Origin of the sequence: Candidatus Macondimonas diazotrophica (assembly GCF_004684205.1) — a bacterium.
In the GTDB taxonomy this organism is placed as follows: domain Bacteria; phylum Pseudomonadota; class Gammaproteobacteria; order UBA5335; family UBA5335; genus Macondimonas; species Macondimonas diazotrophica.
The window spans coordinates 1-18911 of record NZ_SRIO01000013.1 but is presented as its reverse complement, the minus strand read 5'-3'; the positions used below and the strand labels follow the sequence as shown (position 1 = coordinate 18911).

The 18911-nt window shown below is 58.6% G+C and carries 35 protein-coding genes; 5 read left to right on the top strand and 30 right to left on the bottom strand.

From position 1 onward, the window contains the following. Positions 1–32: 32 nt before the first annotated feature. Complete coding sequence (locus E4680_RS10000; protein WP_135282267.1) at positions 33–821, top strand: lysophospholipid acyltransferase family protein; 789 nt, start codon at positions 33–35, stop codon at positions 819–821. On the opposite strand, the gene E4680_RS09995 is transcribed toward E4680_RS10000, so the two are convergent. Next, entirely contained in the window at positions 782–2620 is a 1839-nt protein-coding gene (locus E4680_RS09995; protein ID WP_135282266.1) for an OPT family oligopeptide transporter, read from the bottom strand. The genes E4680_RS10000 and E4680_RS09995 overlap by 40 nt on opposite strands. 108 nt (positions 2621–2728) lie before the next feature. On the opposite strand from E4680_RS09995, the gene zapE reads away from it, so the two are divergent. The 4 genes from zapE to E4680_RS14075 all read left to right on the top strand — a co-directional run bounded on the left by zapE (position 2729) and on the right by E4680_RS14075 (position 4648). Continuing rightward, positions 2729–3856, top strand: a complete 1128-nt coding sequence (gene zapE, locus E4680_RS09990; protein WP_240696180.1) for a cell division protein ZapE — start codon at positions 2729–2731, stop codon at positions 3854–3856. 43 nt (positions 3857–3899) lie between these two features. Then, positions 3900–4025, top strand: a complete 126-nt coding sequence (locus E4680_RS14550; protein ID WP_276605623.1) for a hypothetical protein — start codon at positions 3900–3902, stop codon at positions 4023–4025. Then, a complete protein-coding gene (locus E4680_RS09985; protein ID WP_135282265.1) occupies positions 4022–4204 on the top strand; it encodes a transposase in 183 nt (60 codons plus the stop codon). Before E4680_RS14550 ends, E4680_RS09985 begins: the two co-directional genes overlap by 4 nt. 303 nt (positions 4205–4507) lie before the next feature. Further along, complete coding sequence (locus E4680_RS14075) at positions 4508–4648, top strand: hypothetical protein (protein ID WP_167792471.1); 141 nt, start codon at positions 4508–4510, stop codon at positions 4646–4648. A gap of 463 nt (positions 4649–5111) precedes the next feature. Here E4680_RS14075 and rplQ read toward each other — a convergent pair whose 3' ends face one another. From rplQ to E4680_RS09840, 29 genes are all read right to left on the bottom strand, one after another. Beyond that, complete coding sequence (rplQ, locus tag E4680_RS09980) at positions 5112–5501, bottom strand: 50S ribosomal protein L17 (RefSeq protein ID WP_135282264.1); 390 nt, start codon at positions 5499–5501, stop codon at positions 5112–5114. A 45-nt stretch (positions 5502–5546) separates the two neighbouring features. Then, positions 5547–6569, bottom strand: a complete 1023-nt coding sequence (locus E4680_RS09975; protein WP_135282263.1) for a DNA-directed RNA polymerase subunit alpha — start codon at positions 6567–6569, stop codon at positions 5547–5549. Positions 6570–6582: 13 nt separating this feature from the next. Beyond that, positions 6583–7203 carry a 30S ribosomal protein S4 gene (rpsD, locus tag E4680_RS09970; RefSeq protein ID WP_135282262.1) on the bottom strand — a complete coding sequence of 207 codons (621 nt, stop codon included), beginning with the start codon at positions 7201–7203 and terminating at the stop codon, positions 6583–6585. 39 nt (positions 7204–7242) lie between these two features. After that, on the bottom strand, positions 7243–7626 hold the full coding sequence (gene rpsK, locus E4680_RS09965) for a 30S ribosomal protein S11 (RefSeq protein ID WP_135282261.1): 384 nt from the start codon (positions 7624–7626) through the stop codon (positions 7243–7245). Positions 7627–7676: 50 nt separating this feature from the next. Beyond that, entirely contained in the window at positions 7677–8033 is a 357-nt protein-coding gene (rpsM, locus tag E4680_RS09960) for a 30S ribosomal protein S13 (protein ID WP_135282260.1), read from the bottom strand. A 95-nt stretch (positions 8034–8128) separates the two neighbouring features. Then, positions 8129–8242, bottom strand: a complete 114-nt coding sequence (rpmJ, locus tag E4680_RS09955; RefSeq protein WP_135282259.1) for a 50S ribosomal protein L36 — start codon at positions 8240–8242, stop codon at positions 8129–8131. A 41-nt stretch (positions 8243–8283) separates the two neighbouring features. Next, positions 8284–9585, bottom strand: a complete 1302-nt coding sequence (secY, locus tag E4680_RS09950; protein WP_135282332.1) for a preprotein translocase subunit SecY — start codon at positions 9583–9585, stop codon at positions 8284–8286. Between the two features lie 33 nt (positions 9586–9618). After that, positions 9619–10050, bottom strand: a complete 432-nt coding sequence (rplO, locus tag E4680_RS09945; RefSeq protein WP_135282258.1) for a 50S ribosomal protein L15 — start codon at positions 10048–10050, stop codon at positions 9619–9621. 2 nt (positions 10051–10052) lie between these two features. After that, positions 10053–10244 carry a 50S ribosomal protein L30 gene (gene rpmD, locus E4680_RS09940; RefSeq protein ID WP_135282331.1) on the bottom strand — a complete coding sequence of 64 codons (192 nt, stop codon included), beginning with the start codon at positions 10242–10244 and terminating at the stop codon, positions 10053–10055. Between the two features lie 5 nt (positions 10245–10249). After that, positions 10250–10756 carry a 30S ribosomal protein S5 gene (gene rpsE, locus E4680_RS09935; RefSeq protein WP_135282257.1) on the bottom strand — a complete coding sequence of 169 codons (507 nt, stop codon included), beginning with the start codon at positions 10754–10756 and terminating at the stop codon, positions 10250–10252. Positions 10757–10768: 12 nt separating this feature from the next. Next, the gene (rplR, locus tag E4680_RS09930; RefSeq protein WP_135282256.1) at positions 10769–11122 is read right to left on the bottom strand and encodes a 50S ribosomal protein L18; all 354 of its coding nucleotides are present in this window, start codon (positions 11120–11122) and stop codon (positions 10769–10771) included. A 13-nt stretch (positions 11123–11135) separates the two neighbouring features. Then, positions 11136–11663: a 50S ribosomal protein L6 gene (rplF, locus tag E4680_RS09925; protein WP_135282330.1), complete on the bottom strand. Its 528-nt coding sequence runs from the start codon at positions 11661–11663 to the stop codon at positions 11136–11138. A 10-nt stretch (positions 11664–11673) separates the two neighbouring features. After that, positions 11674–12069 (bottom strand): 30S ribosomal protein S8, encoded by a 396-nt coding sequence (gene rpsH / locus E4680_RS09920; RefSeq protein WP_135282255.1) that lies wholly within the window; start codon positions 12067–12069, stop codon positions 11674–11676. A gap of 29 nt (positions 12070–12098) precedes the next feature. Beyond that, a complete protein-coding gene (rpsN, locus tag E4680_RS09915; RefSeq protein ID WP_135282254.1) occupies positions 12099–12404 on the bottom strand; it encodes a 30S ribosomal protein S14 in 306 nt (101 codons plus the stop codon). 10 nt (positions 12405–12414) lie between these two features. After that, positions 12415–12954 (bottom strand): 50S ribosomal protein L5, encoded by a 540-nt coding sequence (gene rplE / locus E4680_RS09910; RefSeq protein WP_135282253.1) that lies wholly within the window; start codon positions 12952–12954, stop codon positions 12415–12417. A gap of 12 nt (positions 12955–12966) precedes the next feature. Then, positions 12967–13284 carry a 50S ribosomal protein L24 gene (gene rplX, locus E4680_RS09905; RefSeq protein WP_135282252.1) on the bottom strand — a complete coding sequence of 106 codons (318 nt, stop codon included), beginning with the start codon at positions 13282–13284 and terminating at the stop codon, positions 12967–12969. Between the two features lie 22 nt (positions 13285–13306). Further along, a complete protein-coding gene (rplN, locus tag E4680_RS09900) occupies positions 13307–13675 on the bottom strand; it encodes a 50S ribosomal protein L14 (protein WP_135282251.1) in 369 nt (122 codons plus the stop codon). Positions 13676–13712: 37 nt separating this feature from the next. Further along, positions 13713–13976, bottom strand: a complete 264-nt coding sequence (gene rpsQ / locus E4680_RS09895; protein ID WP_135282250.1) for a 30S ribosomal protein S17 — start codon at positions 13974–13976, stop codon at positions 13713–13715. Continuing rightward, positions 13969–14175, bottom strand: coding sequence for a 50S ribosomal protein L29 (gene rpmC / locus E4680_RS09890; RefSeq protein ID WP_135282249.1), 207 nt, complete (start codon positions 14173–14175; stop codon positions 13969–13971). Before rpmC ends, rpsQ begins: the two co-directional genes overlap by 8 nt. After that, positions 14175–14588 carry a 50S ribosomal protein L16 gene (gene rplP, locus E4680_RS09885; RefSeq protein WP_135282248.1) on the bottom strand — a complete coding sequence of 138 codons (414 nt, stop codon included), beginning with the start codon at positions 14586–14588 and terminating at the stop codon, positions 14175–14177. Before rplP ends, rpmC begins: the two co-directional genes overlap by 1 nt. A 12-nt stretch (positions 14589–14600) precedes the next feature. After that, positions 14601–15275 (bottom strand): 30S ribosomal protein S3, encoded by a 675-nt coding sequence (gene rpsC, locus E4680_RS09880; RefSeq protein WP_135282247.1) that lies wholly within the window; start codon positions 15273–15275, stop codon positions 14601–14603. 15 nt (positions 15276–15290) lie between these two features. Then, positions 15291–15626 carry a 50S ribosomal protein L22 gene (gene rplV, locus E4680_RS09875; RefSeq protein ID WP_135282246.1) on the bottom strand — a complete coding sequence of 112 codons (336 nt, stop codon included), beginning with the start codon at positions 15624–15626 and terminating at the stop codon, positions 15291–15293. Between the two features lie 14 nt (positions 15627–15640). Further along, positions 15641–15913, bottom strand: coding sequence for a 30S ribosomal protein S19 (gene rpsS / locus E4680_RS09870; protein WP_135282245.1), 273 nt, complete (start codon positions 15911–15913; stop codon positions 15641–15643). 11 nt (positions 15914–15924) lie between these two features. Then, positions 15925–16752 carry a 50S ribosomal protein L2 gene (gene rplB, locus E4680_RS09865; protein ID WP_135282244.1) on the bottom strand — a complete coding sequence of 276 codons (828 nt, stop codon included), beginning with the start codon at positions 16750–16752 and terminating at the stop codon, positions 15925–15927. 38 nt (positions 16753–16790) lie between these two features. After that, positions 16791–17087 (bottom strand): 50S ribosomal protein L23, encoded by a 297-nt coding sequence (rplW, locus tag E4680_RS09860; protein WP_135282243.1) that lies wholly within the window; start codon positions 17085–17087, stop codon positions 16791–16793. Next, positions 17084–17698, bottom strand: a complete 615-nt coding sequence (gene rplD / locus E4680_RS09855) for a 50S ribosomal protein L4 (protein ID WP_135282242.1) — start codon at positions 17696–17698, stop codon at positions 17084–17086. Before rplD ends, rplW begins: the two co-directional genes overlap by 4 nt. Positions 17699–17708: 10 nt before the next feature. Next, positions 17709–18356: a 50S ribosomal protein L3 gene (gene rplC, locus E4680_RS09850; RefSeq protein ID WP_135282241.1), complete on the bottom strand. Its 648-nt coding sequence runs from the start codon at positions 18354–18356 to the stop codon at positions 17709–17711. A 98-nt stretch (positions 18357–18454) separates the two neighbouring features. Beyond that, a complete protein-coding gene (gene rpsJ / locus E4680_RS09845; RefSeq protein ID WP_135282240.1) occupies positions 18455–18769 on the bottom strand; it encodes a 30S ribosomal protein S10 in 315 nt (104 codons plus the stop codon). A 3-nt stretch (positions 18770–18772) separates the two neighbouring features. Next, a partial coding sequence (locus E4680_RS09840; RefSeq protein ID WP_479688846.1) for an EF-Tu C-terminal domain-related protein occupies positions 18773–18911 on the bottom strand: 139 nt, incomplete at its 5' end.

Below are 18911 nucleotides of genomic sequence, written 5' to 3'. Positions count from 1 at the left end.
GATGTGATTCATGCGCATAAGAAGGATCCTTTATGCTGCCGGCCCGCACCATGCTCATTCCCCTCAAATCCCGACTCAGCACGCTGTACAACCTGTGGTGCTGGCTCTGGTTCCTGTTTGTCTTAACCACGTTCGGGCTGATGATCCTCATTTTACCGGGATTGCGTCTTCGCCAGCACATCGCTCGGCTTGGCATGCGCTTCACCTGGACGCTGTGCCGCCTGCGACCCACCGTATCCGGCCTGGCACACCTGCCGTCAGGAACAGCGATCGTGGTCGCTAATCACGTTAGCTATCTGGATGGACTGCTGCTCACCGGCGTGCTGCCGGCCGGCTATGTATTCGTGGCCAAGCACGAGATGTCGCAAGTCCCCCTTGCGAGCTGGTTGTTGCGTCGACTGGGTATCGCCTTCGTCAATCGGGAGAAACCGGCCCAAGGCGCGCGTGACGCCCGCTCGATCCTGCGCCGGGCGCAACAGGGGACCTCGTTTGCGTTTTTTCCGGAGGGAACGATTCCCCGGGGTGGCGCTTTGGGACCGTTCCGGCTGGGCGCTTTTTTGACCGCCGCAGAATTACAGTGCCCGGTGGTCCCGATCAGCCTGGAAGGGACGGAGCGGGTCATGCCCGATGACCATCGCTGGCGCGTCTACCATCATCCGATACGGGTGCGCATCCACGCGCCGATCCATCCGAAGGGCCGTAATCGCCCCGACCTAGCGTGGCTGCGAGACCAAGCGCGCATGCGCATCGCGCGTAGTCTGGAAGCCGAAGCGTCACCGCATCATGCGGAATCTGCGCGGCGTGATCGCAATACGGGATAGGTTAGCGCGAATAATGCGATCACCCCCCACACCCAAGCGATATTTCCGCCCGGTGGCGCATCGAGCGCCTTGGTGCCACCACTGACGACCCAGGCGGCCAGTGCGATCCCGGCCAGCGCCTCTCCCGTAATCCAGCCGGCTGCACGCAACAAGCCCGGACCCTGTGGATTGGCGCCCGCGCCGATGACGGCACCCAATATCCCACCAAGCAGAATGGCAGCGGATAAGTCGATCGGCAGATAGATACCGACGGCCACCGCAAGGACCGGTACTCGGAACCCTCTCCCCTGCCACGCCAGAATCTGGTCCACGACGATAACCGCCGCGCCACAGCCGATGCCCATTAGAATCATGTCCCATGGCAGATCGCCGTTGAACACGCCGGTCGCCAACGCCGCCATCAATCCAGCCTGAGGAGCCGGCAAGGCATGGGGATGGGCTGCATCGATCGGGCCGAAGCCATAGGCCTGCTCCAGCAAGATGAGCACCGGCGCCATCACCAGCGATCCAGAAATCACGCCGACAATCTGGGCGGTCTGCTGACGCCATGGCGTCGCCCCGAGCAACGCACCCGCCTTCAGGTCCTGAATGTTGTCGCCTGCGAGTGCCGCCGCGCAACAAACGCCAGCGCCGACGAGCAACACGGCCCCCGCGCCCCCTGCAGCGTCGACCCCCATCAGCAATCGCAACAACAACGCCGACAACAGAATCGTGGCGATGGTCATTCCGGACACCGGGTTGTGAGAGGATCCAAGCAATCCGGCCATGTAGCTCGCGACCGCCGAAAACAAAAAACCAGCCAAGGCCAGAATCACGGTCAGCAGAATGGCGAGCGTCGGGCTGCCGACCACGCCCAGGCTGGCCAGGGCGAGCCCCCCAAGCGCCATCAGCGCCATGATCCCGAGGACTGGGCTCGGCAGATCCCCGCCATCGGACCCGTCGCTGCGATCCGTCGATGATGAAAGCATCAATGCGGCCAAAGGCCTCACGAGTACCAGCAACGACCACAGGCCGCCGATGAGCATCGCGCCCACCCCGATATACCGAATTTGGGTGGACCATAAGTCCATCGCAAGGCCCGAAGGATCCCCCATAGGGGGCAGCTCACCCCGCGCCAGCAATGGAATCCCGATCCCCCAGCCCAGGAAACCCCCGGCGAATATAAGCCCTGCCGTGCGAATCCCAACGAACAGACCAACGCCTAACAGGGCAGGCGAGAGCGCAACACCCCCAGCCCCCATCCAGCCGCCCCACCATGCAGCGCCCTTCCACGCGCCAGGCCACAGCCCGACACCGCCTTGCAGCACCTTGAACAACGCGGCGCCGAGCGCGCCGGCCAACAGATGCCGCATCGATGCCGTTTCCGGCGCCTCGCTGAGCCGCACCACCTCCGCCGTCGCCCGCCCTTCCGGAAACGGGAGGGCGGCATCGTTGACCAACAGCCGTCGCAGTGGAATCGAGGCCAGAATGCCGAGCAAGCCGCCCCCCAACGCAATCACGGTCAATGACCATGGATCCACCTGCGACCAGTAGTGGATCATCAGCAACGCGGGGAATGTAAAGATCACGCCTGCCGCCAACGCTTCTCCAGATGAGGCAGCGGTCTGCACTAGATTGACTTCCCGAGCCGGCGCGCCACCCAGCATCCGCAATAGGCCCATACCGAGCACGGCCGCGGGAATCGAGGCAGATACGGTCAGGCCCGCATACAGTCCCAGATAGGCGTTGGCAGCCCCCAACAGCGTGGCCAGCAGCGCACCCAGCACCAAGGAACGGATGGTCAGCGACTCGCTCTGCATGTGTCCTCCTTCCAACTCGCACGTCGTCTGCCGCCGTCGCGCCCGTCGTTATAATGCAATGGTTTTGCCTCGGATACCTGCCACACTCTGAAGTGATCGAGAGGAACCGTGTTGGATCTCAACCCTCAGTACGCTGCAAACGCCACACCACTGTCCCGGTACCGAACCGATCAGGCTGAAGGGGGATTCCTGCCAGACCCAGCGCAGGAGCAGATCCTCACCCGACTTGAAGCCCTCCATCGGGAACTGATTGCGACCCATCCACGCTCACGTCTCGCACACCGCTACCTCAGAAACTTGCGGCCGCCACGTTGGCCTTCGGTGCGGGGACTTTACGTGTGGGGAGGGGTTGGGCGCGGCAAGACCTACCTCATGGACTGCTTCTACGACACCCTGCCGTTCCCGGAAATCCTGCGTGTCCATTTTCATGCCTTCATGAGCCGCGTCCACCAGGAGCTGGCCGGGCATGCCGGGGTCCGCGACCCGCTGCGACCCATCGCAGAATCGCTGGCGCGCCGCGCCCGTGTGATTTGTTTCGATGAATTTTTCGTCTCCGACATCACCGATGCGATGCTGCTCGGCACACTGTTTCAGCACCTGTTCGCGCAGCGATTAACCCTGGTTGCAACGTCCAATGTGCCGCCGCACGATCTTTATCGGAACGGCCTGCAGCGGGAAAAGTTTCTGCCTGCAATCGCACTGCTAGAGCAGCATACCGACGTGGTCAGAATCGAGGATGGAGAAGACTTCCGACTGCGCACGCTTCAGGCTGCAGAAAGCTATCATGTCCCACCGGACGCAGCAGGAGAATCCATGCTGGCGCGGCAATTCGCCCGACTGTGTCCTCATGCTCAACAAGCCGCACGGACCGTCAACATCCTTGAACGGGACATCCCCGCTCGCGCCCTCGGAACAAGCGCCGTCTGGCTCGACTTCGACGTGATCTGCGGGCCGGGACGGAGTCAGCAAGACTATCTCGAACTCGCAACCCAATTCGATGCGTTGCTGATCAGTAATATCCCGATTCTGGATCAATGGCAGGAAGATGCTGCGCGACGGCTGATTCATTTGGTCGACGTTGCCTATGATCACCGCATGAAGCTCATCGTCACCGCGCAGGCTAATCCGGCCGAACTTTACCGGGGAAACCGGCTGACCTTCGAGTTCGCACGCACGGCAAGCCGCTTGGAGGAGATGGGGAGTGCAGCCTATCTCGCCCAGGCCCACAGGCCTTGATCGGCCTGACCTGCCCCCGGTTTTCCGGACCCGCGTGATCTCAGTGGCCTCCGTTGCCCAGGAGAAGACGGACATAAAGAAGAAGCCGTTCACCGACGAGCAGGTCATCGGCTTCCTGAAGCACACACGCGGCGAAGACGCGGATGAAGGATCGGTGCTGCAAGCATGACTTCATGCGACGCATCATTTTCCCTGTGGCGCCGGCAGTTGGGCGGGATGGAGATGCCGGATGCGAAGCCCCCGAAGACGCTGGAGGCCGAAAACGTCAAGCTCAAGAAGATGCTGATCGAAGCCATGCTGCACATCGACGTGCTGAAGGTCGTTGCGCCGGGAATTCCAGATCCGTAGTTGCGGCGTAACCCCGTCGTGACCGGCTATGCGGGCCGAAGTCCCGATCTCGGAGGGACGCGCATGCCGCGTGTTGCAGCTTACGTTCAGCGCGCTGCACTACACGGCGTAGCGGCGGGATGACCGGCGTCAACAGCATCTAGTGGATCTGGCCAGCGAGCGCCGGCGCGTCGGTTACCGGCGCCTGATCTCCCCGTCGACCGCGAAGACTTTGTTGCCAAGCAACACGCGCGCGCATCCCCTGTACCGCCCAGCAGGGTTTGCGGTGCCCAAGCACGTCGCGGTTAAGCGCAGGCGCTGCGCGTGCCGTCGAGCCCACACCACACCACACCACACCGCGTCGAGGAACTTGTGTTCGATGCGCTGACCAACGGCCGGCCGATCACGTCTCTGAATGTGGCCGTCAACTGCGCCAAGAATACGGTCGAGATTGCGGGCCGGTGACGCGTATGGCTATCCGGCACCATCCGCACGGACCACGACCTGGCGTTCACCCACCATCCAGCTGAATCGCGGGCTTGCTGCCAAACGCATCAGGCGGATGCAGATCCAGCCGGGCAAGGCGACATAGAACCTCGACGTCGAACGCCTCAACGAGAACGGGTTCGTGTCACTCGAACCTGCCCAGGCTGCGATCTCGACGTGGCGACGCCACGACAACGAGGTGCGCTCGCTCGGCGGCTCACGCCATCGGAGTTCGCAGCTCGACGCGCGATGACGGTGGTTCCCTCGACCGCACCCGAACACTAAGTGCGTCACCCTGGACGCTCTACAACCGGCGCTTGCGGTCTTAAGGCTGGGGGGCAGATCCGGTCCAACAGCCGCCATTCCAATCGTGATCAAACCCACGACGCAAAAAGCCGGGATTTCTCCCGGCCTTTTGCTCAGTTCAGTGTCGGAATACAGCCTATTCCGCGGGCGATTCCTCGGCACCCCGTTGCGGGCGATCCACCAGCTCGACCACCGCCATCGGCGCATTGTCGCCGGCACGGAAGCCGTTCTTCAAGATCCGCAGATAGCCGCCAGGACGTCCCCGATAGCGCGGACCAAGCTCGTTGAACAACTTGGTTACCACCGCGCGATCGCGAAGCCGATCGAATGCCAGACGGCGACGCGACACGCCATCTTCCTTGCCCAAGGTGATCATGGGTTCCGCAAATCGTCGCAGTTCCTTGGCTTTTGGCAGCGTCGTCTGAATCAGTTCATGCTTCAGCAACGAGACTGTCATATTCCGCAGAAGCGCCTTTCGATGCGCACTGTTCCGACTAAGCTGTCGACCGCTATTACGATGTCGCATGGTGAAATTCCGTTACAGTCTCCCGGTAAGGGGAGAGAAAAGCTATCAAGCGCCAGCCTCGACTCCGGCCGAGCGTTGTTGCAAGTCCGCCGGCGGCCAATTATCCAAGCGCATACCCAATGACAAATCGTGAGCTGCCAACGCCTGTTTGATTTCTGTCAAGGACTTCTTGCCCAGGTTGGGCGCCTTGAGCAACTCGACTTCACTGCGCTGAATCAGATCACCGATATAGAAAATATTCTCGGCTTTTAGGCAATTGGCAGAGCGGACCGTCAATTCCAGATCATCGATCGGCCGTAACAGGATCGGATTGAGATCACCGCTACGCAGACTCTTGTCTTCGAGCTGCTCCGACTGAAGATCGACGAAAGACGACAACTGGTCACTCAAAATCGTCGCCGCATGACGAATCGCTTCCTCCGGATCGAGCACACCGTTCGTCTCGAGTTCGATCACCAGCTTATCCAAATTGGTCCGTTGCTCGACGCGGGCACTTTCCACCGTATAGGACACACGGCGGACAGGACTGTAAGAGGCATCCAGGTGAAGCACGCCGATCGGCCGTGCATCATCCTCCATATGAACGCCCAGTCGCACCTGTGCCGGCTCATAGCCGCGCCCCTTGCGAACCTTCAGCCGCGCCTTGAGGCGCGCGCCTTCGTTGAGATGGGCGATCACCAGATCCGGATTGACGATCTCGACATGATGCGTCAACTGAATGTCACCGGCGGTGACCGGTCCTGGCGTTTCCTTGATGAGCATGAGATTGACTTCACTCACCGCAGGATCCGTGATGCGCAAAGCGATACCCTTGAGATTCAAGAGAATATCAATGACATCTTCCTGAACACCTTCGATACTGCTGTATTCGTGCAGAACGCCATCAATCTCCGCCTCGACCACCGCCACCCCGGTCATTGAGGAGAGCAGGACACGCCGCAGCGCATTCCCCAAAGTGTGCCCAAAGCCACGCTCCAGAGGTTCGAGTACGACCTTGAAATGCGTCGACGACAGCCGTTGGACATCAACCAAGCGGGGTTTCAAAAAATCAGCACCGAAGCCCTGCATCCACTCTTCCCTCTTACTTGGAGTACAACTCTACAACGAGGTTTTCGTTGATATCCGGGGACAAGTCGGACCGATCCGGAACCATCTTATAGGTCCCCTGAAGCTCCTTCTCATCCACCTCGACCCAAGCGGGAAGACCGACCTCCAAGGCAACCGTCAACGCACCACGAATTCGGTCCTGCCCACGCGCACGGTCTGCCACACGGATCACGTCACCTGGACGAACCTGCATCGATGGAACATTTGCGGTGTTCCCGTTGACCATAAACGCCTTGTGTCCAACCAACTGACGTGCCTCAGCACGAGTCGACGCAAACCCCATGCGATAGACCACGTTATCCAAGCGATTCTCAAGAATCTGCAGCATCAACTCACCGGTATTCCCACGAGTCCGCGCCGCTTTTTCATAATAGCCATGGAACTGATGTTCGAGCACGCCATACATGCGGCGCAACTTCTGCTTCTCGCGAAGCTGCAAACCGTAGTCAGATACGCGTGTGCGGCGCTGACCATGCTGGCCGGGAGCCGACTCACTTCGGCACTTCTTCTCATAGGAGCTCCCCCTTGCCTTAAGGAACAGATCCGTTCCTTCGCGACGGGAAAGCTTGCATTTCGGTCCAATATACTTCGCCATGCCTATCTCTCGTACGATCGCATCACGCCAATGCGTCGATCAGACCCGCCGCCGCTTGGGTGGCCGGCAACCATTATGAGGAATGGGGGTCACATCGGTGATGCTCAACACCTTGAAGCCCACATTATGGAGTGCACGAACCGCCGCCTCACGACCAGGACCCGGGCCTTTAACCAAGACATCAAGATTCCGGACGCCATGTTCCTGAGCAGCATTCCCGGCTCGTTCCGCAGCGACCTGCGCCGCAAATGGCGTGCTCTTGCGTGAACCACGGAACCCCGATCCACCAGACGTCGCCCAACAGAGCGCATTACCCTGACGATCCGTAATAGTGATGATGGTGTTATTGAAGGATGCATGCACGTGAGCCACAGCATCGGTGACATGCTTTCTGACTCGTTTACGGGGTGCTGTCTTTGCCATTGAAATACGCCAATTCCGTGATTGATACGACCTTGAGCAGGATGCCTGCCTTATTTGCGGATCGCGCGACGCGGGCCCTTGCGTGTACGCGCATTGGTTCGAGTGCGCTGCCCCCGAACCGGCAGGCCGCGGCGATGACGGAGTCCGCGATAACAGCCCAGATCCATAAGGCGCTTGATGTTCATCGAAACTTCGCGTCGCAGATCACCTTCGACAGTGAACTTCGCAATTGCTTGCCGCAACGTTTCAAGTTCGCCCTCGGTCAGATCCTTGATCGGCGCCGAAGGGCTGATGCCAGCCATCTCACAGATCAGTTTTGCACGATTCCGCCCAACGCCATAAATTGCAGTCAATGCAATCACTGCATGCTTTTGATCAGGAATATTGACACCGGCAATACGGGCCATTCAAAAATCTCCTACTGAGCCTAGCGCCCGCCGGCCAAGAAATGGCGAGCCGGCTATGATAGCCGTTTCTTTTACCTATGGCAATGCGGTGGCCTTCAACCCTGCCGCTGCTTGTGCCGGCCATCCGTGCAGATCACACGGATATGGCCATGCCGCCGAATGATTTTGCAATTACGGCAAATCCGCTTGACCGAAGCTCGCACTTTCATGATCCAAACTACTCCTCGATGCCGACGCGGGACCCTATAGGTCACTCACCGCGACCGACGGCCTTCAGGTTACTTTTCTTCAGCAAGCCTTCGTACTGATGCGACATCACGTGCGCCTGAACTTGCGCCATGAAATCCATCACCACCACCACAATGATGAGGAGCGAAGTCCCCCCAAAGTGAAAAGGCACGTTGAAGGACAAAATCAAGAACTCCGGCATGAGACACACGGCCGTGATATAGATGGCACCTACCACTGTCAGCCTGGTCAGCACGCCGTCGATGTAGTTGGCTGTATTCTGGCCTGGCCGTATGCCCGGGATGAACGCACCGGACCGTTTCAAGTTATCCGCAGTCTCACGCGCATTGAAAACAAGCGCCGTATAAAAAAAGCAAAAGAAGATGATCAGCGCCGCATAGAGCAGAACGTATATGGGCTGCCCAGGGGAGAGTGCGCTGGTGACACTCTGCACCACGGACGCCGCCCACCCATCACCCAACGCGCCGCCGAGCCAGCCGCCCATTGTAACCGGGAACAAAATCAGACTCGAGGCGAAAATTGGCGGAATGACCCCAGCCATGTTCAGTTTGAGCGGCAAATGCGTGGTTTGTGCGGCAAACAAGCGACGTCCCTGCTGACGCTTCGCATAATGCACGGGAATGCGACGCTGCCCCCGCTCGACGAATACCACGCCGGCGATGACCGCGAACGCTAGCGCCAGAATGACCACGGCAAACAGCGGATTCATCTCACCATTACGCACCAGCTGCAGGGTCCCCCCAACTGCCGACGGAAGACCGGCGACAATGCCGGCAAAGATGATCATGGAGATGCCATTACCGATGCCACGCTCGGTTACCTGCTCGCCAAGCCACACCAAAAACATCGTACCCGCCACCAGGCTTGTCGCGGCAATCACGACGAACAACGGCCCCTGAACGGCGTTCACACCTTGATTCTGTAGTGCCACCGACGCACCGATCGCCTGAAATGAGGCGAGCACCACCGTTCCATAGCGCGTGTACTGTGTCAGCTTGCGTCGTCCGCTTTCGCCTTCCTTCTTCAGTTCCTCGAATGCCGGTATGACCGACGTCATCAACTGAACAATGATGGAGGCTGAAATATAGGGCATAACCCCGAGCGCAAAGAGACTCAAGCGCTCCAATGCACCGCCCGAAAACATGTTGAACATGTCCAGAATGGTGCCGCTGGTGCGCTCAAACATCTGTGCAACCGCAACAGGATCCACCCCCGGCACCGGAATGAACGTACCCACCCGGAATACGACCAAGGCGCCCAACAGAAACAGAATCCGCTGGCGCAGCTCGGTGAGCTTTCCCATATCTGGCAAGGGTCGGTTAGTCGCCACGAATCATCAGTCCTTGATCGACCCGCCGGCCGCCTCGATCGCCGCGCGCGCGCCTGCTGTTGCAGACACTCCTTCCAGCGTGACCGCACCGGCGACCGCGCCGGACAAGATCACCTTCGCCTTGACGGTCCCTTGCGGCACGACCCCGGCACCGATCAGGCTGAGCAGCGTAACCGGATTCTCAAGTCCATTAAGCTCGGACAGTCGGACTTCGGCATGGCTCCGCGCCACACGAGAGCGGAACCCCCGCTTCGGAATCCGGCGCTGAAGGGGCATCTGGCCACCTTCAAAACCGACCTTGTGGAATCCGCCAGCACGTGCCTTCTGACCTTTGTGACCTTTTCCGCTTGTCTTGCCCAAGCCAGAACCGATCCCGCGACCCAGACGACGCTTCTCCTTACGGCTTCCATCGGCGGGACGCAGCGTATTCAGATGCATGGTCAAAGCTCCTCAACACACAACAAGTAGGAAACCTTGTTGATCATTCCACAATTTTCCGGTGTTCCCGGGACGATGACCGAGTGATTCATCCGACGAAGGCCGAGCCCGCGGACACACGCCTGGTGGTTCTTCAGCCGGCCCGCAACGCTACGGACCAAGGTCAGCCGATATTGCTTGGTTGTTTCAGTCACGTCGGTCACCCCACAATCTCTTCCACGGTCTTGCCGCGCTTCGCCGCCACGAGCGTCGGATCATGCAGATCGTGAAGACCTTTGATTGTCGCCCGAACCACATTGAGCGGATTACGCGAACCCAAGCACTTGGCGCGAACGTTATGAACGCCGGCAACTTCGAAGACAGCACGCATGGCGCTACCCGCGATCAACCCTGTCCCTTGAGCCGCAGGCTTCATGATCACCCGGGTCGATCCGTGCGCTGCAATCGCCGGATGTTGCAAGGTTCCTTCAGTCACATGCACCGGTCGCATCGACTTGCGCGCCCGGTCCATCGCCTTCTGAATCGCCTGAGGAACTTCCCGCGCCTTGCCGTAGCCGAACCCGACGCGACCATTGCCGTCGCCAACCACAGTCAACGCCGTGAAGCCGAACTGACGGCCTCCTTTTACAACCTTCGCAACGCGGTTGACAGCGACCAGCTTCTCCAAGAGACCGTCACCACTTGCTTGCAACCCGGTATTGGACATCTTCGAAATCCTTTAGAACTCAAGCCCGCCTTCGCGAGCAGCATCGGCCAAGGCCTTGACGCGACCGTGGTACTTGAAACCAGACCGGTCAAACGCCACGCGACTGACACCAGCCGCCCGACCTCGCTCGGCAATCAGACGCCCAACAACAGCCGCCGTCTCAGCATTCCCCGTCGACCCAGTCTGCTCTCGTACGTCCTTCAATACCGAAGACGCAGAGGCCAAGACTGTCGATCCATCGGCGCCGATCAGCTGTGCGTAGATGTGGCGCGGCGTACGATGAATGCACAGACGCGTCATTCCCAAGTCACGAATCTTCGCCCGACCCCGGCGCGCGCGACGCATGCGTACAGCTTTTTTATCCATATTGGCCACCTACTTACTTCTTCTTGGTCTCTTTCAGGACCACTCGCTCGCCAACATAGCGAACGCCCTTGCCCTTGTACGGTTCCGGCGGTCGATAAGCGCGAATATCTGCGGCGACTTGACCAACACGCTGCTTGTCAGCGCCTTTGATCACGACTTCCGTCTGGCTCGGCGTTTCAATCGTGATTCCCTGCGGAACGGCATAGACGACAGGATGTGAAAAACCCAGCGTGAGACTCAGGTTTGATCCCTGCATTTGTGCCCGGTAACCGACACCAATCAGCTGGAGTCGCCGCTCGAACCCCTCATGCACGCCCTTGATGATGTTCTGACACAGAGCACGCATTGTCCCAGCCATCTTATCCGCGGCAGGCCGAATAGGCGCAAAAGTCAGCTGCCCTTCCGCCTGGCTCACAGTGACATCCGGATGGATGTCCAAATCCAATGCGCCATTCTTTCCTTTGGCCGACAGACGGCGCCCTTCGCAGAGCACATTCACGCCAGAGGGAATCGTCACCGGACTTTTCGCTACGCGAGACATCCCAAAATCCTCAATAAACGGTGCAGACGACTTCACCGCCCATGCCTGTGGCACGCGCCGCACGGTCAGTCATCAAGCCCTTTGAAGTAGACACAATTGCCACACCCAGTCCGCCAAGGACCACAGGCAGGTCTTTCGCACTGCGATAAATACGCAAACCCGGACGACTCACGCGCGCCAGATGTTCAATCACAGGCCGGCCTTCGAAGTATTTCAGCTCCAGAACCAGTGTTCCTTTGCCTTCTTCCTCGACGACCTGGATGCCGGCCACGTAGCCTTCATCAACCAACAATTTCGCGATCGCCTGCTTGCCGCGGGAAAGGGGCATGCTAACGACGGCCTTGCCGGCGCGCTGTGCATTGCGGATGCGCGTCAACATGTCCGCAATGGGATCTGTCATGCTCATAGGGTTCAGTCGCTCTCGTACATTAATGCTTACCAGCTGGCCTTAACCAGCCCAGGAATTTCCCCGAACATGGCAGCTTCTCGCAGTTTGTTTCGGCCCAACCCAAACTTGCGGTAATAGCCGTGAGTGCGGCCAGTCCGACGACACCGGTTATGTTGCCGAACGGGACTTGAATCCCTTGGCAATTTGGCCAAGGCGTCAACCGCAGCAAACCGAGTCTCATCATCAAGAGACATGTCACGAATCGTCGCCTTGAGCGCTTCGCGCTTAGCCGCATAGCGGGCGACCGCCTTAGCGCGACGCTTCTCTCGCTCAATCATGCTACGTTTGGCCATTAATCTGTCCTCAATTCCGGAATGGAAAGCCAAACCCTTCGAGAAGAGCCCGACCTTCTTCATTGGTCATCGCTGTGGTCGTGATGGTGATATCCATGCCGCGCAGCGCATCGATCTTGTCGTAATCAATTTCCGGGAAGATGATCTGCTCGGAAATGCCCATGCTGAAATTGCCGCGACCATCGAAACCACGACCATTGACGCCCCGAAAATCCCGGACACGCGGCAACGCCACGGAAATCAGTCGATCAAGGAATTCATACATCCGATCACGACGCAACGTCACCTTACAGCCAATGGGCCAGCCATCACGAATCTTGAAGCCGGCAATCGATTTGCGTGCCTTCGTGACCACGGGCTTCTGCCCAGCAATCTGTGTCATATCGCGCACTGCGTGATCGATAATCTTCTTGTCGGCGACGGCCTCACCCAGCCCCATGTTCAAGGAGATCTTGGCAATCCTCGGCACCTCCATCACATTCCGGTATGCAAACCGGGACATGAGTTCTGGCACCACTTTTTCCTGATAAGTCTGTTGCAGTCTCGCCATGATTCAATCGCCTTAGACGTCAAAAACTTCGCCATTAGACTTCAGGAAGCGCACCTTGCGTCCATCCGCCAACAGCTTGTATCCAATCCGCTCGGGCTTCCCACTCTGCGGATTGCGGATCATCACATTCGAAATGTGAATCGACCGCTCTTGCTCAACAATGCCACCGGCCTGGCCCGAGGCAGGGTTGCCCCGAGTATGGCGCTTGACGACATTGACGTTTTCGACAACCACGCGATCGTCCGCAAGAACACGAAGGACGCGACCTTCCCGTCCCTTGTCCTTGCCCGCAATGACGACGACTTCGTCACCAGTTTTGATTCGTTTCATCGCAATCTACCTTGACCGATGGTCAGAGAACTTCCGGCGCCAATGAAATGATTTTCATGAAGCGCTCTGAACGCAACTCACGAGTCACAGGCCCAAAAATGCGCGTCCCAATTGGCTGCAACTGGTTATTCAGCAAAACAGCCGCATTACCGTCGAAGCGAATCAAAGAGCCATCAGGCCGACGGACACCTTTTCGCGTACGCACCACGACGGCGTTATACACGTCGCCTTTCTTGACTTTCCCATGCGGGATCGCATCCTTGATGGACACCTTAATCACATCACCGATACCGGCATAGCGACGCTTTGAGCCGCCCAGCACCTTGATGCACATCACCCGCTTTGCGCCGCTGTTGTCGGCTACCGCCAACTCGGACTGCATCTGGATCATCGTTTAATCCGCCTCGAAATACTTAACTCGCCGTCAGTCAGTCCCGACGGCGCTCCACGACTTCTACCAGTTGCCACGACTTGGTTTTTGAAATCGGCCGCGATTCTACCACACGGACCAGATCACCTTCCTGGCAGGAATTCTCTTCATCGTGGGCATGCAGTGTACTGGTACGCGTTACATACTTACCGTACAGCGGGTGCTTCACACGACGCTCGATTGCCACGGTGATGGTCTTGTCCATTTTGTCGCTAACGACTCGCCCAACCAACGTCCGACTTGCCTTTGCTTCTTCAGTCATTGACCGTTTCCTGCTTGCGCTGCGCATTGATCGCTGTCTTTACGCGAGCGATCTCTCTGCGCACTCTTGGAAAGTGATGAAACTGCGCAAGCTGCCCGGTACTCCGCTGCATGCGCAAGTCGAACTGCTCTCGTCGAAGCTTAAGCAGCTGCTCTTCCAGTTGCTGGGGGCTCATGGCCTTCAGTTCATCAGGCTTCATCACATCACCGTCCGCGACACAAAGGCGGTTCTAATCGGCAGCTTTGCCGATGCGAGCTTGAACGCCTCCCGGGCGATGTCCTCGCTCACGCCTTCCATTTCATACATGACGAAACCCGGCTGGATCTTCGCCACCCAATATTCCACATTCCCTTTGCCTTTACCCATGCGCACTTCAATGGGCTTTTTCGTCACAGGGACGTCGGGGAAGACACGAATCCAAATTTTTCCGCCGCGCTTCACGTGACGGGTAATCGCACGACGCGCCGACTCAATCTGACGAGCTGTAATACGGCCTCGCTCGACAGCTTTCAAGCCAAACTCGCCAAAGCTGACTCGCTCGCCACCCTTGGCCAAGCCCTGATTGCGGCCCTTCTGTTGTTTCCGATACTTGGTTCGCTTCGGCTGACGCATGCGATTACCCCTTTAAACCTTGGCCTTTTCACTGGGATGCTCGACTGCCGAACCATCACCATGAAAAACTTCGCCCTTGAAAATCCAAACCTTGATGCCGATGACGCCATACGTCGTATGCGCCTCCGCAAGGGCATAATCAATGTCGGCGCGCAACGTATGCAGCGGAACCCGACCCTCGCGGTACCATTCCGTCCTGGCAATCTCGGCACCGTTCAGTCGGCCTGAGACCTGAATCTTGATACCCTGTGCACCCAGGCGCATCGCGTTTCCGACCGCACGCTTCATTGCGCGGCGGAACATGATACGCTTTTCCAGCTGCTGCGCCACACTTTCGGCCACCAGCTGCGCATCGAGTTCCGGCTTGCGGATCTCTTCCACATTGATGCTCGACGGAACCCCGACCATCTGTCCCAGTTCCGTCCGAAGCCGCTCGATATCTTCCCCGCGTTTGCCAATCACGATTCCCGGACGGGCGGTATAGACCGTCACCTGAACCGAGCGTGCGGGACGGGCAATGCGGATCTGGCTGACCGATGCGTTGGCCAAGCGGCGACGCAGAAAATCGCGAATCCGCAGATCCTGATTAAGAAATTCCGCAAAGTCGCCTTTCTCGGCGTACCATGTTGATGCCCAATCGCGCACGATACCCAAGCGGATGCCGATCGGATTAACCTTCTGACCCATAGCCTGCGCTCCCGCTTATTTCCGATCGCCAACCAGTACGGTAATGTGGCTGGTCCGCTTGTGAATACGTGTGCCACGCCCTCGGGCGCGCGCATGGAATCGCTTCATGGTCGGACCCTCATCCACCCAAACGCCGGCAACACGGAGCTCGTCGACATCGGCGCCTTCATTGTGCTCCGCATTAGCAATCGCCGACTCCAGCACCTTTCGCATAAGAGCGGAGGCTCGCTTCGAGCTGAACGCCAGGACCTGAAGCGCGCGATCAACCGGCAGACCTCTGATCTGATCTGCAACCAGACGCGCCTTTTGCGCCGAGATATGAATGTATTTCAATGTTGCTGACACTTGCATGGCCAATCCTTTCCTTACCGCGCCTTCCGGTCGGCAACATGGCCTTTGTAAGTCCGGGTTGGCGAAAACTCGCCCAACTTGTGACCAACCATATTCTCAGAGATGAGAATGGGCACATGCTGACGTCCGTTATGAACCGCAATTGTTAGCCCGACCATCTCGGGAATCACCATCGAACGACGAGACCACGTCTTGATGGGACGCTTGGTGCGGGATTCTTGGGTTTCCAAGACCTTCTTCACCAGATACTGGTCGACAAAAGGTCCTTTTCGAATAGAACGCGGCATATCAAACTCTCTTACTTGGAACTGCGCCGACGAACAATCATCTTGTCGGTCCGCTTGTTGCTGCGCGTCTTGTAACCCTTGGTGGGCACACCCCAAGGCGTTACTGGATGACGTCCCCCGGATGTACGGCCTTCGCCGCCGCCATGCGGATGGTCAACCGGATTCATCGCCACCCCGCGGACCGTCGGACGAATACCGCGCCAACGCTTGGCACCCGCCTTCCCAAGCGAGCGAAGATTGTGCTCAGCGTTTCCGACCTCACCAACGGTAGCCCGGCAGTCCAAGTGAATACGACGCATCTCGCCCGACCGCAAACGCAAGGTCGCAAACCCCCCATCGCGGGCCACGATCTGAGCATACGCACCTGCGCTCCGCGCCAATTGCGCGCCTTTGCCCGGCTTCAGCTCAATCGCATGGACGCTCGTGCCGAGAGGGATGTTTCGCAGGGGTAACGCGTTACCCGACTTGATGGGCGCCGACACGCCTGACTGGAGATCCGCACCTGCCCGCACGCCCTTGGGCGCCAGAACGTAGCGCCGCTCACCATCCGCATAGCACAGCAAGGCGATGTTTGCACTGCGATTCGGGTCATACTCCAAACGCTCCACAACCGCCGGAATCCCGTCCTTGTCGCGACGAAAGTCGATTACGCGGTAGCGTTGCTTGTGACCGCCCCCTTGGTGGCGCACGGTCACGCGCCCGACGTTGTTCCGGCCGCCGCGAGTCGACTGACGCTCCACAAGCGGCTCATAGGGACCGCCCTTGTGCAAATCAGGCGTTTTTACCTGGACTGCAAACCGCCTTCCAGCGGAGGTGGGCTTTGACTTCACCAGTGCCATGATCAATCTCACTGTTAACTGTGCGATGCCGTGCCCGGTCAGGGATTCACGGACAATTCGATGCGACTGTCTTCAGACAACCGAACGTAAGCCTTACGACTTCCATTGCGCCGCCCGTAAAAGCGGCCATGACGCTTCATCTTTCCTTTCAGATTCACAACATTGACGTCGAGAACCCGAACACTGAAAAGCGATTCGACAGCCGCCTTGATCTCACTTTTGGTGGCATCGCGGCAGACCTTGAACACAGCCTGGTTTCCTGCTTCAGCCACATAAGTGGACTTCTCGGTGACCACCGGCTCAAGGAGAATCTGTAAAAGACGTTCCTGCTTCACTGCAACCACCCCTCGAGCACGGCGAGCGCACCCCGCTCCACGACAACATGTTCTGCGCCGACCAAACTCACCGGATTGACTCGAGCAGCCTCGCAAATCCGCACACGATACAGGTTGCGCGCAGCCAGCTGCAGCGCGTCAGAGATCGATTCAACCACCAGGAGTACGCGAGCGTCCGAACCGATGCTCCACTGCTTCAACTGGGTGAGCAATGCCTTGGTGCGGGGCTCGGAAATCGCGATGCTGTCCGCAACTTGCAAACGGTCCTGGCGCGCAAGCTCACTCAAGATCGAGCGCATTCCGGCGCGATACATCTTACGATTCAGCTTTTGCCCGTAATCCTGAGGGCGTGCCGCAAACGTCACGCCACCATGGCGCCACAGCGGACTGCGAATCGTTCCCGCTCGGGCACGACCACTGCCTTTTTGCTTCCACGGCTTCGCTCCGCCGCCGCTGACATCGGACCGTGTTTTCTGAGCGCGCGTTCCAGCGCGGCCTCCGGCCAAATAAGCAGTGACGAGCTGATGCACCAGCGCTTCGTTGAACGGCGCACCAAATGCGGCATCCGAGACCACCACTTGCGCCTGGCCCTCGACTGATTTCAGTTCCATCGCCTATTCCTTACTCTGCGGCCGCTGTCGCTGGACGGACGACCACATCGCCGCCCTTGGCGCCCGGAACGGCACCCTTGATCAACAACAACCCACGCTCCGCATCAATTTTCACGACACTCAGATTGCGCGCAGTCGTTCGCACATTACCCATGTGCCCAGCCATTTTCTTCCCGGGAAATACGCGACCAGGGGTCTGGCGCTGCCCGATGGAACCCGGCGCCCGATGGGAGAGGGAGTTACCGTGAGTCGCATCCTGGGTGGAAAAATGGTGACGCTTGATCGCGCCCTGGAAACCCTTGCCGATACTGGTGCCGGTCACATGAACAACCTGCCCCTCCGAAAACTGATCGAGCTTGATCTCCGAGCCGACTTGATAGTCGCTGGCCACATCGGCGCGCCCTAGCCGGAACTCCCACAGCCCCCGCCCGGCCGGCACACCCGCCTTGGCGAAATGCCCGGCCTGCGCCTTCTTGACCCGAATCGGGCGGCGCTCACCGGTCGTGATCTGCACCGCAGCGTAGCCATCGACTTCCGCTGTACGGATCTGCGTCACGCGATTCGGCTGCACTTCGATAACGCTAACAGGGATCGAAACCCCTTCCGGGGTAAAGATCCTTGTCATGCCGAGCTTGCGCCCCACCACTCCGATCGCCATCTTTTCACCTTAAAAAACAATGTTCCGACACTACTGAACCGCTTGAGTCGAGACCGAACCGAGCAAATAAACTCGCTCGACGAACCGCCCTTTGCAGCTCAATACAGCTTCAACTGAACGTGCACGCCCGCCGCAAGATCTAACTTCATCAAGGCGTCAACCGTCTTTTCGCTGGGATCAATGATCTCCATGACACGCTTATGCGTACGAATTTCGTACTGGTCGCGCGCGTCCTTATTCACATGCGGCGAAACAAGAACCGTGAAGCGTTCCTTGTCCGTCGGCAACGGAATCGGGCCCTTGACTTGAGCACCCGTACGCTTCGCCGTATCCAAAATTTCACGCGCAGAGCGATCAACCAGACGGTGATCGAAGCCTTTCAAACGAATCCGAATACGCTGTTGGGTAGTCATGACTTACGCGATCACCTTGGAGACGACGCCGGCGCCGACCGTACGGCCGCCTTCGCGAATCGCGAAGCGCAGACCTTCTTCCATCGCAATCGGCGCAATCAGCTTCACCGTCACCTTGACGTTGTCGCCCGGCATCACCATC

Coding starts and splice junctions, on each gene's coding strand:
- E4680_RS10000 (WP_135282267.1), top strand. CDS start 33: ATGCTGCCGGCCCGCACCATGCTCATTCCCCTCAAATCCCGACTCAGC.
- E4680_RS09995 (WP_135282266.1), bottom strand. CDS start 2,620: ATGCAGAGCGAGTCGCTGACCATCCGTTCCTTGGTGCTGGGTGCGCTG.
- E4680_RS09985 (WP_135282265.1), top strand. CDS start 4,022: ATGACTTCATGCGACGCATCATTTTCCCTGTGGCGCCGGCAGTTGGGC.
- rplQ (WP_135282264.1), bottom strand. CDS start 5,501: ATGCGACATCGTAATAGCGGTCGACAGCTTAGTCGGAACAGTGCGCAT.
- E4680_RS09975 (WP_135282263.1), bottom strand. CDS start 6,569: ATGCAGGGCTTCGGTGCTGATTTTTTGAAACCCCGCTTGGTTGATGTC.
- rpsD (WP_135282262.1), bottom strand. CDS start 7,203: ATGGCGAAGTATATTGGACCGAAATGCAAGCTTTCCCGTCGCGAAGGA.
- rpsK (WP_135282261.1), bottom strand. CDS start 7,626: ATGGCAAAGACAGCACCCCGTAAACGAGTCAGAAAGCATGTCACCGAT.
- rpsM (WP_135282260.1), bottom strand. CDS start 8,033: ATGGCCCGTATTGCCGGTGTCAATATTCCTGATCAAAAGCATGCAGTG.
- rpmJ (WP_135282259.1), bottom strand. CDS start 8,242: ATGAAAGTGCGAGCTTCGGTCAAGCGGATTTGCCGTAATTGCAAAATC.
- secY (WP_135282332.1), bottom strand. CDS start 9,585: ATGGGAAAGCTCACCGAGCTGCGCCAGCGGATTCTGTTTCTGTTGGGC.
- rplO (WP_135282258.1), bottom strand. CDS start 10,050: ATGCATCTGAATACGCTGCGTCCCGCCGATGGAAGCCGTAAGGAGAAG.
- rpsE (WP_135282257.1), bottom strand. CDS start 10,756: ATGTCCAATACCGGGTTGCAAGCAAGTGGTGACGGTCTCTTGGAGAAG.
- rplR (WP_135282256.1), bottom strand. CDS start 11,122: ATGGATAAAAAAGCTGTACGCATGCGTCGCGCGCGCCGGGGTCGGGCG.
- rplF (WP_135282330.1), bottom strand. CDS start 11,663: ATGTCTCGCGTAGCGAAAAGTCCGGTGACGATTCCCTCTGGCGTGAAT.
- rpsH (WP_135282255.1), bottom strand. CDS start 12,069: ATGAGCATGACAGATCCCATTGCGGACATGTTGACGCGCATCCGCAAT.
- rpsN (WP_135282254.1), bottom strand. CDS start 12,404: ATGGCCAAACGTAGCATGATTGAGCGAGAGAAGCGTCGCGCTAAGGCG.
- rplE (WP_135282253.1), bottom strand. CDS start 12,954: ATGGCGAGACTGCAACAGACTTATCAGGAAAAAGTGGTGCCAGAACTC.
- rplX (WP_135282252.1), bottom strand. CDS start 13,284: ATGAAACGAATCAAAACTGGTGACGAAGTCGTCGTCATTGCGGGCAAG.
- rplN (WP_135282251.1), bottom strand. CDS start 13,675: ATGATCCAGATGCAGTCCGAGTTGGCGGTAGCCGACAACAGCGGCGCA.
- rpsQ (WP_135282250.1), bottom strand. CDS start 13,976: ATGACTGAAGAAGCAAAGGCAAGTCGGACGTTGGTTGGGCGAGTCGTT.
- rpmC (WP_135282249.1), bottom strand. CDS start 14,175: ATGAAGCCTGATGAACTGAAGGCCATGAGCCCCCAGCAACTGGAAGAG.
- rplP (WP_135282248.1), bottom strand. CDS start 14,588: ATGCGTCAGCCGAAGCGAACCAAGTATCGGAAACAACAGAAGGGCCGC.
- rpsC (WP_135282247.1), bottom strand. CDS start 15,275: ATGGGTCAGAAGGTTAATCCGATCGGCATCCGCTTGGGTATCGTGCGC.
- rplV (WP_135282246.1), bottom strand. CDS start 15,626: ATGCAAGTGTCAGCAACATTGAAATACATTCATATCTCGGCGCAAAAG.
- rpsS (WP_135282245.1), bottom strand. CDS start 15,913: ATGCCGCGTTCTATTCGAAAAGGACCTTTTGTCGACCAGTATCTGGTG.
- rplB (WP_135282244.1), bottom strand. CDS start 16,752: ATGGCACTGGTGAAGTCAAAGCCCACCTCCGCTGGAAGGCGGTTTGCA.
- rplD (WP_135282242.1), bottom strand. CDS start 17,698: ATGGAACTGAAATCAGTCGAGGGCCAGGCGCAAGTGGTGGTCTCGGAT.
- rplC (WP_135282241.1), bottom strand. CDS start 18,356: ATGGCGATCGGAGTGGTGGGGCGCAAGCTCGGCATGACAAGGATCTTT.
- rpsJ (WP_135282240.1), bottom strand. CDS start 18,769: ATGACTACCCAACAGCGTATTCGGATTCGTTTGAAAGGCTTCGATCAC.